We start from the raw sequence: 11,812 nt of genomic DNA, 5'->3' as shown, positions 1-11,812 counted from the left end.
CACGATAAGATGGTCCCTGATCCGGATTAATCAGGCTATAGTTCCATACATAATGGACAGAAATGTCCGCAATAGCCGGATCATGCGATGGACAGTCTGAGTGCTCTTCCCATTTTCATACAGGCTGCGGAAACACGCAGCTTCACGGCCGCCGGTCAGCAACTGGGCCTGTCCGCCTCTGCGGTCGGCAAGGCCATTGCACGTCTTGAAGGGCGTCTCGGCGTCAGGCTGTTTCATCGCAGCACGCGAACGATCACGCTGACTCAGGAAGGGCATCTCTTTCTGGCGCGCTGCCGTCGGATCCTGGGAGAAGTCGCGGCTGCCGAACAGGAACTGGCCGATACACACGCCACACCATCGGGACGTCTGCGCGTGAGCCTCCCCATGGTGGGCATGCTGCTGATGCCGGCGGTCAACGCCTTTATCCAGACCTATCCGGAGATCGAGCCCGATCTTGATTTCACCGATCGTCTCGTGGATGTCATCGGCGAAGGCTTCGATGTTGTTCTCCGGACTGGAGATGCTGCGGACTCACGCCTGATGACCCGTGTCGTCGGCACGTTCCATCACCGGCTGGTTGCCAGTCCTATCTATCTGGAGCGCCATGGCACACCTTTCAAACCGGCTGATCTGGTGCATCATGTCTGTCTGCGCCACAGATATCCTACAACCGGAAAACTGGAAGCATGGCCACTGCGGCAGGATCGCCCGGCTGGGGCCATTGAACTCCCGGCAACCGTTGTTGCCTCGGCGCTGGAACCGCTGATCAGCATGGCGGAAGCCGGGCTGGGTATCGTCAGCCTGCCGGACTTCGTGCTCCACGAGCATCTCAGGACCGGACACCTCCTTCCTGTGCTGTCCAACCATACCGAACATTCTGGGGTATTTCGTCTTCTGTGGCCGTCCAGCCCCTATCTCCCACCGAAGCTCAGGGTGTTCATCGACTTCATGACGGAGAATCTGTTTCCCCATAAGATTTCACAGGTTTCGATATCCGAAAACTGAGTTGTGTTGTCATAGGCTTGACCCTTTCTCACGAAGGGGCACAAAAAATCATGGTCGCGGCCAGGATCAGGCACGACCAAGATGCAATTTGCACTTTCGGTTAGAATTGGACACTGGCTAACAGGAAGCTGGCGCGTTCAAGAACCTCTTTCTTCAGCAGATCGGTCGCTCGCCAGCCAAATACCCGCGAACACCTCATCTTCAGGCTGACTTTCCGCGGGGAAACTCCTGTGAAGCTCATACCCTACCGTTGGCGAGGCCGATGAAATCATAATACTGACCAGTTCTTGCCAACTATTCATGGCAAAGACTATTTTGTTATGACCATCAACCCTAAAGTATTGATGGCAGTGCGCATAAGGAATCGTCGAGCCCTTAGTCGCTGAATTCTTCAACCACGGCCTCTACGAAACTACGCAGGCTTGCGGTCGGTCGACGTGCCGCCGAGGTGAGGACATGCATCGGGCGGGCGGGTCCTTCATAATCCGACAGGAGCCGGACAAGGCGGCCGGCCTGGATCTCGGGGTCCAGAACGCTCTCGGGTCCAAGCGTGATGCCGAATCCCTCCTGCACGGCCCGTAGCACTGCATTCCAGTCGTTACTCCGCAGCCGCCCATTAGCCTGCACTTCTTCCGTTCTGCCATCGCGAGCGAAGCGCCAGCGACAGGGGATCGACGGCGACCAATAGGCATAGGCGAGGCAGTCATGGCTGCCCAGTTCAGCCGGTGTACGGGGGATACCCCGTGCAGCGAGATAGGCAGGCGAAGCTGCCGCAATCAGTCTGTACGGCGCCAACGAATGTATCGTAAGGGATGTGTCCCCAACCTCGCCGATGCGGATCGCCACGTCATAACCGTCTTCCAAAAGATCAACGAAACGGTCATTGAGTGTGAGATCGATCCGCATCTCGGGATATTTCGCAAGATAGCGGGTGACAAACGGCACAAGCGCGTAGGTGCCGAAAGTCATCGGCGCATTGACCCGCAGCGTTCCGGTCGGTCGAGCGCGCATATCCGCCGCCAGCGCATCAGCGGCGTCAACTTCCATCAGCACTTGTTTGCATCTGTCGTAATAAGCGCGTCCGATATCCGTCAGGCTCTGTCTACGGGTGGTACGACTGAGCAATGTCGTACCAAGACGGGCTTCCAGAAACGCGACGTGTTTGGCGACCATCTGTGCCGACATGCCCAGAGCTTCTGCCGTAGCGGCGAACGAGCCGAGATCCGCCGCGTTGACGAAAACATTCATGCTGGTCAGTCGATCCATAGATTCCCCCCTGCTGGTTGTGAGTGAAAGGGCGAATACGACATTTATCGCCGTCCAGGATATAATTACCGTGCGTACAGAGGAGAAAACAGGGAGAATCATCATGAAAATAGGCATTATCGGCGCAGGCTTCGTCGGTCGCACCATCGCGACATTGGCCGTTCGCTCCGGGCATCAGGTCATGGTCAGCAATTCACGTGGTCCACAAACGCTCTTCAGCCTCCGTGCTCTCACCGGCAGCGAGATTGGGACTGTCGACGAGGCTGTCCATTTCGGCGAGATCACCGTCGTCGCAGTTCCCTTGGCCGCCTACCGCTCCGTGCCAGTCGCGCCATTGGCCGGAAAGATCGTGATCGATACCGACAACTACTATCCCGAACGAGATGGCCATATTGCCGAGCTGGACCAACATGAGACGACCACCAGTGAATTGCTGTCTGCTCATCTGCCGGACTCACGTGTCGTGAAAGCCTTCAACGCTGTCCGTATGACCGATCTTGAGCGAGACGGCCGTCCTGCTGGATCGCCAGATCGTCTGGCCTTACCGCTCTGCGGGGACGACGTGCAGGCCAAGGCGATTGCCGCGCAACTTTATGAGGAGTTCGGCTTCGATACCGTGGACGCGGGACCGCTTTCCGAAGGTTGGCGTTTTGAGAACGGTACGCCAGCTTATTGTGCCAGACTGAACAAGGCTGATCTTGAAAAAGCTCTGGCCGCTGCATCACGCAAAGGCCCATAAGCTGAGGTCTGCGCGATTTAACCCCACCTGTGATGCGTTAAGTAATATAGGAGGAGTAATTCTCACCGCAACTTGGGCTCCGCGACATGGAGAGCGAAACGCACGGCACCTGACGTTTCCAGGCCGGGCTTCAGTTCCATCGTGGGGATCTGATACTCGCCCCCATTCTGCTTCCGATAAGGGATGGGCAACCTCGTCTGCAGCGTGCGCATCCGTTCGCGAAGCTCATCCGCCACTGTCCTGAAACGAGTATCGTCCAGCCGGTCCACTCGATAGGCCACGAACGGCGGCAGGACGGTGAAGCCCGGATAGAACAGAATGCCATGATTGATGGGGAACAGCAGGTCATCAATCTGGCCGTTGATCCCACGCTCCGAATAATGTTCGGGCCAGCCTCCGGCGGTAACGATCAGCATGGCGCGCTTGCCCGCCATCATACCTTCGCCATAGCGATCGCCCCAGCGGCGATCACTGTGCTCGCCGACGCCATACGCGAATCCGCAGGCATAGACGCGATCTACCCAGCCCTTGAGGATCGCCGGCATGGCAAACCACCAGAGCGGAAACTGGAAGATGACGGTATCTGCCCAATGCAGCTTGTCCTGCTCGGCTTTCACATCATCCGTAAGACCGTCCGCCGCGAATTCACGCGAAGAGGCAGACGCCACTTTCAGGCGTTCGTCTGGACCAAGGTCCGGGAAATCAGCCCGATCCACGGCTGCTTTCCACTGCATGGCATAGAGATCCGAGACCTGCACGTCATGCCCCAGGCCCTTCAGTTCAGCAACGGCGACCTCCAGCAGAGCGCCGTTGAGTGAGTGTCTTTCCGGATGAGCGAAAATGATCAGGACATTCATGAACAGCCTCTCGTTACGATGAAAATTTCGTGTCCCACCGAGATTAAGCGATAGGCTATTCTCATCCCATACGGCGATGACGAAAGGGACAATGCCGAAATATGGAACAATCTATGATCTCCCTGGAACGGATGCGAACCTTCGTGCGCATCGCCGAGCGGGGTAATCTGGCCGCAGTCGCCCGTGAAACCGGCGCGGGGCAATCGACGATCACGCGGCATCTACGCGAACTCGAAGAGGCTCTGGGAGTGTCCCTGCTGACGCGGACGACGCGCCGCACGGCGCTGACAGACGAAGGAACACACTATTACGCGCATTGCGTACAGATCCTCTCCCTCGTCGAGCAGGCCAGCCAGGAGATGCGCGATACTCGGCAGGCGACGGCCGGGACGGTGCGTATTTCCTGTACCGGCGCACTGGGCGTCCTGCATGTCGGCCGTCTTGTCTATGCCTTTCAGGATCAGAATCCGGGGATACGGGTAGTGTTCGGCCTGACGGATGAGCGCATCGACCTTGTGCGCGATGGGGTCGATATCGCCGTTCGCCTCGGTCCTCTGAGTGATTGCGCGATGAAATTGCGCACCCTGGGCGAAAGTAAGCGCCTGCTTGTCGCATCGCCAGAGTGGCTGCAGCGCAACGGTCCGGTGCGGCGACCGGAGGATCTTAGTGACCGCGAAGGGGTGCGGATGTCGCGCGTGCAAGGGTCAGATCAACTGGTGCTCCAGGACGCGACAGGCAGGAACCATATCGTGCCCTTTCACGGCCGCCTGATTGTCGATCACGGTCTGGCGGCGCGGGACGCGTTTCTGGCGGGTCGAGGCTATGGACCGGCCCATCGCTGGCTGGTGGAAGACTGCCTACGGGACGGACGTTTGGTGCCTGTCCTGCCGTACTATACGCTGTCGTCCGTGCCGTTAAGCATGCTGATCGCGCCGGAACGGACAAACCTGACGCGCGTGCGGCTTTGTGTGGATTTTCTCACAGAGGGGATTATTGGAATCCCCGGTATCCACCGGTGAAAACCAAGAGGTTTTCAGTATTCGAATGATTTTTTCACTTACTTGATTCCAACAGTCTCAGCCTTGCAAAACGGATACTCTCTATAAAGCACATTGCAGGCGCAGAACCTCAAGTGCGGGCGTCACCAATGCCAAGAGCCTCTTACGAGGAACGCCATCCATCGCCTGAACCGATATGCCGTGGAGTAAGGCAGATAGAAAGTCACCGAGAGCACCGGGGTCGGCACTGGCAACCAGTTCGCCATCTTGCTGCGCCTGCTCCAAACGCTTGATAAGAGTCCGTGTCCGCTCTTGCCGATGCTCCGCGAGCCATTCTCGCACCGCTACGTTTTCTCCGGAGCAATTCGTGGCGGAGGATACAACCATGCAGCCCTTGGGTCCGCCGGGTCGCGTGTAAAGCACGATCGCGTCGTTGAACACGCGCTCGATCGCAGTAATAATCATCGGCTCATTTCTCAACGCCCGATCGGCAAAGCCTCCTTCGTTATTTTCGTAATCGGCGATGGCTTCGCGAAACAGAGCCTCTTTGGATCCGAATGCCGCGTAAATTCTGGCGGAGGCCAGGCCAAGAGCCTCCACGAGATCCGTCATGGACGTGCTTTCAAAACCTTGTTTCCAGAAAACGTCTCGCGCTTTCTTCAACGCTTCGACACGATCGAACTCGCGTGGTCGTCCCGCCATATCCTCACCATTCTTTGTCGATTAACAAATATTCTGCTTGACGGGCGTATGCAAGTCCATATTCTTTGTTAGTCAACAAAGAATGGTGCATCATGCTTTCCTCATGTCTGTCCCAGCGTAAAACACGCCTGTCACGATACCTTCGAACGTCCCTCATTGCCGCGACATTCTTCATCATCGGCGATGGTGTCGCCGAAGCACAAACCATTCCCAAGGGCTTTACGGAAGCGGTCAGAAATGTCGATGGCATCAATCTGCACTATGTCGAAGGCGGCCAGGGATCACCGGTATTGTTGATTCCGGGCTGGTTGCAGACATGGTTTGCATGGCGTCAGGTCATGCCCGCGCTACGACAGGCCGGACATCGTGTTATCGTGGTGGACATCCCCGGCATGGGATCGTCCGACCGACCAAAGACGGGCTATGATACCGGATCGATCGGAACAATCCTCAACCATCTGATGCAGGGGCTCGGTTATGCCCATTATGCCGTGATGGGACATGATGTCGGCATGTGGGTCGGATACGCCATGGCGGCCGACCACCCGCAAAATGTCTCAAAACTCGTCCTCGTCGAAGCCATCATTCCGGGGTTGCTCAAACACGAACCGATCGTCTTCATGCCGCAGGCTCAGAGCGCCTTTTTCTGGCAGTTCATGTTCAATCAGCAAGCGGACCTTCCAGAAATGCTTTTGAAGGACCGGGAGCGCCCGTTCATGGCTTATCTGTTCCAGCATTGGGCCGTGCATCCGGAACGGATTGCGCTGGATTACTACGCCACTGTCTATAATACGACGGAAGGCATTCACGCCCAAATGGCCTATTATCGGGCATTTTCCCAAACGATCGCCCAGAACAAGGAACGCGCGAGGCAGAAATTGACCATGCCCGTGCTGGCGCTTGGCGGCGATCATGGCGTTGCCGATTTTCCTCGGGAAATGATGGCACCCGTAACAACACGCCTATCCTCCGGAATCCTGAAAGATTGCGGCCACTTTGCGCCAGATGAATGCCCAGAAGAAATTAATCGTCTTGCGATCCCATTCCTTGAATAATCGATACTTTCTATCGGTGGAGTGGAGACGACCGTGCAGGAATTCTCAAAGCCTTCCCCTCTCGGGTATTTCGATCGGCAGCAAGGAAGCCGAGGACAAAATAGCGATCCTGGAAGCCCTTTCTACTGCCCGGCAAAGCGGCGTCACATCTCCAGACGTTGTGATCCAGAGCGTTGCACCTTCGAGTTGTGCGAGAGTATCCGCGGCAACGGACGCAGGTTCGGAAATCTTCCCGGCTTCCAGAATCCCGACCATCGCATCGCGTAATTGCGCAAAAAACGTCCGAACGGCTTCCTGGGCGTCTGGTGTATGCGCCGTCACGCCATACGCAAGATGCAATCCCACGCAGCGTCCCCGCGCCTTGAATGTCTCTGCAATCCGCCCGATCAGCGTCCGCCAGGCCTCACGCCAGTCCGTCGCAGGATCAGGAAGATCAACCAGCGTCTCCTCAAGCGTCAGGGCCAGCACCTCGCGCACCAACGATTCCTTTGATGGAAAGCGCGTGTAGAGGCTTTGCGGACGCAGACCCACGCGATCGGCCAGATCACGCATGGAAGCTCCCTCGTAACCATACTCGCGAAACAGTTCACGGGCTTCGATTACGATCCGGCGGATGGGAACGGTTTCTCGCATTTCTTCTTTGACTCACGAACGATCGTTCGTGCAGAATAAAACACCAGCTTCCATGAAGCAAGCCTCATGTCTCCAGCCCGGTTGATTGGTCAGTCATAGGAACCTCACGATGATTTTGTATGATCTGGACGTCTCTGGAAACTGCTACAAGATCCGACTTTTCACGGCCCTGACCGGTACGAAGCTGGACCTCGTTCCAGTCAATCTCGCGTCGGGTGATAACCATGATCCAGATTTCCAAAAACTGAACCCGTTCGGGGAAGTCCCTGTCCTGGTGGATGGCGACTTCAAACTCCGTGATTCCCAGGCCATTCTGATTTATCTCGCCGGTCAGCTGGCGGACCGCACATGGTGGCCCGAAGACGCCATGTCGCAAGCCACCATTACACAATGGCTTTCAGTAGCGTCGAGCGAAATACGCAACGGCCCTAACGCTGCCCGTCTGATCCGGAAATTCGGATATCCCCTCGATATGGGCACCGCCATGCGCTGGACCGACAGGCTCCTGCCGGTGCTCAACGCCCATGTCGAGACCCCAGGACTGGTTTGCGCTCAACCGCCCTACAATCGCCGACTGCGCGCTCTTTCCCTATCTTGCGCTTGCCCCTGAGGGAGGGATCTCCCTTGGTCCCTACCGTGCCCTCACCCGATGGCTTAATCGCGTTCAGAAGCTGCCGGGGTTTGTTCCCATGCCGGGTCTTTTAGAAAATTACTGACCGATGAAGGCCGCTCGCACTCCCTTGAAACTGCGTCACGGCAAGACGGTGTGACGGATCATGCGCCGCCCGCCATTCGACCTCTGGCAACTGCTGTGCGTACGGGCGATCGCGCAGCACGGGCAGATCTCCGTCGGCATCCAGACCTGCGTCCTGCCTGGACGATTTTCCGCCTTCACTGCGGAGTTCCGCAGCACACATCCCGATATCGTCTTTCGTTATTCCGAGGGCACAGGCAAAAGGCTTTTGCGTCGCCTCCAGCACGGGCAGATCGATTTCGCCGTCGTCACTCGTCGCAATCTGGCTCCAGCCCTGCGGGTCAGGCCACTGTGGAGCGACCGCATCGTAGCGGCGCTCCCGGTCAGTCATCCACTGGCAAACCAGCGCGAAATCTCGTGGCATGATCTGCGGCACGATATATTCCTGATCGGACGGGATAACGCGGGTCAGGACTTCGAGGAACTTGTCCGACGAAAACTTGGCGAACCAGATATGCACCCGAAAATCCGGCGCCATGATATCGGCAGCAACCGGATCATAGCACTCGTCCAGAACAACGAAGGCGTCGCCCTGCTTCCTGCGTCGTGGCTACCGCTTGTTCACGATCAGCATGGGCACAACGTTGCAATCACGGACATACGTGACACGATCGGTTCGTCTCATCTGGAATTCGGGATCGTCTGGCGAGCCGATAATGAAAATCCCTGCGCCCGGAGCTTCGCCCGATATATCGAAGCCCGCAGAGCATGAAATTATTTTCCCGATACAACCGCTTTTTCCTTTCTCCGTGCCTTGGCGAACCCCTTGTCTGACATCATGAACTGCCTGAGCATGGGCGCGACCAGCCGGGCCGGGTCCGTTGCCCCATCACTACCGGAAAGAAGTGCTGCGTAAGCCAGCAGATCGCGATAAACGTCAGGTGGTAACGCCACGGTCATTTTCACCGGTTTTTCGTCGGGAAGCTCCCTGATCTTCAGCTCTGTCATCGTGGACGTCCTCCATTCTGGTAAGGCTTGAGTAACAGGTCGTGCCCAACAAGAACCGTAAACGGCAGCCCCGGCCGATCAGTGAGCGTCGGCTGGACGTTGAGGCTGCGATCGATCAGCCGGTTGCCAACCATCGAGAAGCCGTTGCTGGCCCCGCTGCGGATAGCCTGGGCCAGATTGTTCTCGCTCTGACTGGTTCCGGCCTCTGACCCGACGCTGAGAAGCGTGGTCACAAGAGCGGCTTTGAAGAGCTGACCCCAATGATTGTTGACCTCATCGGACAGGCCCGACTGGCCGATGGCGTCGCCACCCGGCAGCTTCTCCAGCACCAGGCTGTCACCGTTCGGGAAGATCAGCCGGGTCCAGATGATCTGGGTTCGCTGCTGCCCGAAAGAAATGCCGCTGTTGTAGACCCCGAACAGCAGGCTCCCCTGCGGGATCAGCAGGAAGCGGCCGGTGGGACTGTCATAGACGTTCTGGGTCACATGGCCGGTAATCTGGCCCGGCAGGTCGGAGCTGATTTTCGTGTTCAATGCGCCCGCGATGACAGTACCGGCCTGAATTACATAGGGCGAAACTGGCGGCATGATGCGATCCGGGCTCGTCGTCGCCCGGTCAGGCTGTCCCGTCAGAAAGGCGCGGTTGCCAGATTGTGCGTCGGTTGCAGATGATGGGTTTGCCTGGGAGGCAGGCGTACCCGATGTGGGCGGAGTTGCCTGTTCGTTGCCCCGGTCACGGTCCCCCGTCTGCACGAACAGACGGCTGGCGATTGCGGCTTCGATCTCCTGTTGCGCACGGTGGTCGTCGCCGCCGGATGCGACCTTTCCCTGCTCCTGCGCTTTCAGAATGGTATGCCCCAGATCGCCAGGTAGCGCTGGTCCCAGCTTCGGCACACCGTTGCCGAGATAATCGGACGGCAACCCCGCCAGACCATCGGCGGACGGGCGGGCATCCGTGTCCTGGCTGACAGCCGAGGATGAAGTCTGACGGCTGCTTTCCAGCGCATAGCCCAGAGCGAACGCCACCGCGATCATGGCGACACTCCCTAGAGACCAGATCACGGTGCGTGACAGCCGCACCACTCGGGGGCGCTCGGCCCGCAGGCGCAGATCGGGTGGCGGGGGTGCTGCTGGTGCGGCAGGATTACCCTCGCCTGCCGGGGTTTCCCCACTCATGACTTCCTGCCATCCGTCCTCACGATGCGCACCCGCTGCTCGGAGTGTTTATCGCCCAGCCGTAACTCGGCGGCGGCGAACAGCCGGTCCACGATCATCCAGTTCTGCCTTACCCGGTAGTTGACCAGTTCCGGGCCACCATCGGCCCCCAGCACGAACAGCGGCGGCAGTTCTCCCTGCCCTATCCCCGATGGAAAGGCGATATAGACCTTGTGACCATCATCGAACGCTCGGCTGGGAAGCCAGGGCGGCGTGCCGCCTTTCACCGGCTCGATGGCATAACGGAAATTCAGGGCGTTCAGATCCAGCCCCGCATCCACCGGCGCTTCGTCGTCTGCCGCACTGTCCTGCCGATGCAGGGCGATCAGATCATCCTCGGGATAGTCCCAGGAAACCGACGCCATATAGGTCGCAGGGGTGGAGCGCAGTTCCGCCAGATAGGTCCGCCGGTCGGTATTGACGATCAGATTGGTGGTCAGATCCGGCCGGGTGGGTTTAACCAGAATATGGATGCGTTTCGTTGTCCCTGCCCCACTTTCGGTATCACCGATGATCCAGCGCACTGTATCCCCTGCCGCCACCGGCCCGGTACCCACCAGCTTTTCGCCCTGCTGGAGCACGATGTCGGTAATCTCGCCCGGCGAGGTGTAGACCTGATAGAGCGCCCCCGGACTATAGGGATAGACCTGCACCGCATTGATGAACCCGGCCCGCGTCGGCTGAATGCGCGCCGCCAGATTGGCCTGGGTCACGCGCGCGGTCGGATCAGGAACCTCCGCTGGTGAACGGATCACACGCTGGGACGGCAGCGGCTTGAGTTGCCCCGGCAACGGAAGCGCTCTGGGGACTTCCACCACCTGTACCGGCTTCGGCGGGTCCAGCAGCCGGGTTGCCTGAGCGGCGTCATCGTAGCGGATGACCGGCGGATGATACTGCGACGCGCAGCCCGCCAGAGGCAGGGCCAGCAATGGCAGAACACGAAGAGCACGACGGATCATTGGCCCAGCTCCTTCGACCAGTTGATAGCGGAGACGTAGATGCCGAGGGGATTTTTTCGCAGATGATCCGCATCACGCGGTGTGCGCAGCACGATGGACACGATGGCCGTCCATCGCTCCGTGCCGGTAAAGGCGCCATCGCGATAATGCCGCTCGGTCCAGGCAACACGGAAACTGCCGGACGAGGCGCGAATGACGGAAGACACGTCCACTTCGACCTGCTCGTGCCCGATCCGGGAGAACGGATCGTTCAGGCGGGCATAATCATTCAGCGCCACCGCGCCCGACGTCGTGGTGAAGTCATAGGCCCGCAGCCAGTTGTGCCGGACCACTACGGCATCCGACGACAGGGAGCGAACGTCGCCAATAAACTGCGCCAGATACCACGCGATCTGAGGGTCGGAAGGCGTATAACCCGCTGTTGCCGGAGCCACGACCTGCGCCTGCCCCAGCCGATCGACCTGCACCACCCACGGCGTGATGGTGCCACGGGCCGATTGCCAGACCACCCCCGCGCCCAGTCCGGCGGACAGGACTAATGAGCTGAAGGCCATCAGTCGCCAGTTCCGCGCCTGCACACGGGCGGAGCCGATGCGCTCGTCCCAGATCTGCGCCGCTTTCTGATAGGGTGTCACGGGCTCGGGCGTGGTCCCATAGCGTGTGGTGGAGCGACGGAACATCG

At 58.7% G+C, this 11,812-nt stretch carries 13 protein-coding genes and 1 pseudogene; 6 read left to right on the top strand and 8 right to left on the bottom strand.

Going from position 1 to position 11,812, the window contains the following annotated elements; translation table 11 throughout:
* Positions 1 to 87: 87 nt before the first annotated feature.
* Entirely contained in the window at positions 88 to 1,005 is a 918-nt protein-coding gene (locus F3J08_RS02865) for a LysR family transcriptional regulator (RefSeq protein ID WP_166928369.1), read from the top strand.
* Between the two features lie 375 nt (positions 1,006 to 1,380).
* Here the strand turns inward: F3J08_RS02865 and F3J08_RS02860 are convergent, their stop codons facing one another.
* Positions 1,381 to 2,271 carry a LysR family transcriptional regulator gene (locus F3J08_RS02860; RefSeq protein WP_166928368.1) on the bottom strand — a complete coding sequence of 297 codons (891 nt, stop codon included), beginning with the start codon at positions 2,269 to 2,271 and terminating at the stop codon, positions 1,381 to 1,383.
* Positions 2,272 to 2,374: 103 nt separating this feature from the next.
* Between F3J08_RS02860 and F3J08_RS02855 the strand changes: the two genes are divergently transcribed.
* Positions 2,375 to 3,010 (top strand): NADPH-dependent F420 reductase, encoded by a 636-nt coding sequence (locus F3J08_RS02855; RefSeq protein WP_166928367.1) that lies wholly within the window; start codon positions 2,375 to 2,377, stop codon positions 3,008 to 3,010.
* Positions 3,011 to 3,072: 62 nt separating this feature from the next.
* Here the strand turns inward: F3J08_RS02855 and F3J08_RS02850 are convergent, their stop codons facing one another.
* On the bottom strand, positions 3,073 to 3,867 hold the full coding sequence (locus F3J08_RS02850; RefSeq protein ID WP_166928366.1) for an NAD(P)H-dependent oxidoreductase: 795 nt from the start codon (positions 3,865 to 3,867) through the stop codon (positions 3,073 to 3,075).
* Between the two features lie 101 nt (positions 3,868 to 3,968).
* Here F3J08_RS02850 and F3J08_RS02845 point away from each other — a divergent pair, with 101 nt between their 5' ends.
* On the top strand, positions 3,969 to 4,886 hold the full coding sequence (locus tag F3J08_RS02845; RefSeq protein ID WP_166928365.1) for a LysR family transcriptional regulator: 918 nt from the start codon (positions 3,969 to 3,971) through the stop codon (positions 4,884 to 4,886).
* Positions 4,887 to 4,967: 81 nt separating this feature from the next.
* Here F3J08_RS02845 and F3J08_RS02840 read toward each other — a convergent pair whose 3' ends face one another.
* Positions 4,968 to 5,567: a TetR/AcrR family transcriptional regulator gene (locus F3J08_RS02840; protein ID WP_166928364.1), complete on the bottom strand. Its 600-nt coding sequence runs from the start codon at positions 5,565 to 5,567 to the stop codon at positions 4,968 to 4,970.
* Between the two features lie 92 nt (positions 5,568 to 5,659).
* Here F3J08_RS02840 and F3J08_RS02835 point away from each other — a divergent pair, with 92 nt between their 5' ends.
* Positions 5,660 to 6,622: an alpha/beta fold hydrolase gene (locus tag F3J08_RS02835; protein ID WP_166928363.1), complete on the top strand. Its 963-nt coding sequence runs from the start codon at positions 5,660 to 5,662 to the stop codon at positions 6,620 to 6,622.
* A 45-nt stretch (positions 6,623 to 6,667) separates the two neighbouring features.
* On the opposite strand, the gene F3J08_RS02830 is transcribed toward F3J08_RS02835, so the two are convergent.
* Positions 6,668 to 7,255: a TetR/AcrR family transcriptional regulator gene (locus F3J08_RS02830; RefSeq protein ID WP_166928362.1), complete on the bottom strand. Its 588-nt coding sequence runs from the start codon at positions 7,253 to 7,255 to the stop codon at positions 6,668 to 6,670.
* Between the two features lie 109 nt (positions 7,256 to 7,364).
* Here F3J08_RS02830 and F3J08_RS02825 point away from each other — a divergent pair.
* Both F3J08_RS02825 and F3J08_RS02820 read left to right on the top strand, forming a co-directional pair.
* A pseudogene (locus F3J08_RS02825) lies at positions 7,365 to 7,971 on the top strand (glutathione S-transferase family protein).
* Between the two features lie 60 nt (positions 7,972 to 8,031).
* Positions 8,032 to 8,721: a LysR family substrate-binding domain-containing protein gene (locus F3J08_RS02820; RefSeq protein ID WP_166928361.1), complete on the top strand. Its 690-nt coding sequence runs from the start codon at positions 8,032 to 8,034 to the stop codon at positions 8,719 to 8,721.
* A gap of 2 nt (positions 8,722 to 8,723) precedes the next feature.
* Here the strand turns inward: F3J08_RS02820 and F3J08_RS02815 are convergent, their stop codons facing one another.
* From F3J08_RS02815 to trbF, 4 genes are read right to left on the bottom strand one after another with little or no spacing between them, the layout of a single operon-like run.
* Positions 8,724 to 8,957 carry a DUF2274 domain-containing protein gene (locus F3J08_RS02815; protein WP_166928360.1) on the bottom strand — a complete coding sequence of 78 codons (234 nt, stop codon included), beginning with the start codon at positions 8,955 to 8,957 and terminating at the stop codon, positions 8,724 to 8,726.
* Positions 8,954 to 10,132, bottom strand: coding sequence for a TrbI/VirB10 family protein (locus F3J08_RS02810; protein ID WP_166928359.1), 1,179 nt, complete (start codon positions 10,130 to 10,132; stop codon positions 8,954 to 8,956). The genes F3J08_RS02815 and F3J08_RS02810 overlap by 4 nt, the downstream gene beginning before the upstream one ends.
* Positions 10,129 to 11,130: a P-type conjugative transfer protein TrbG gene (trbG, locus tag F3J08_RS02805; RefSeq protein WP_166928358.1), complete on the bottom strand. Its 1,002-nt coding sequence runs from the start codon at positions 11,128 to 11,130 to the stop codon at positions 10,129 to 10,131. Before trbG ends, F3J08_RS02810 begins: the two co-directional genes overlap by 4 nt.
* The gene (trbF, locus tag F3J08_RS02800; protein ID WP_166928357.1) at positions 11,127 to 11,810 is read right to left on the bottom strand and encodes a conjugal transfer protein TrbF; all 684 of its coding nucleotides are present in this window, start codon (positions 11,808 to 11,810) and stop codon (positions 11,127 to 11,129) included. The genes trbG and trbF overlap by 4 nt, the downstream gene beginning before the upstream one ends.
* Positions 11,811 to 11,812: the final 2 nt, after the last annotated feature.

It is taken from the genome of Asaia sp. As-1742 (assembly GCF_011753235.1).
GTDB lineage: Bacteria > Pseudomonadota > Alphaproteobacteria > Acetobacterales > Acetobacteraceae > Asaia > Asaia bogorensis_B.
The sequence above is the reverse complement of the archived record's forward strand: the minus strand, read 5'-3'. Positions and strand labels throughout refer to the sequence as shown.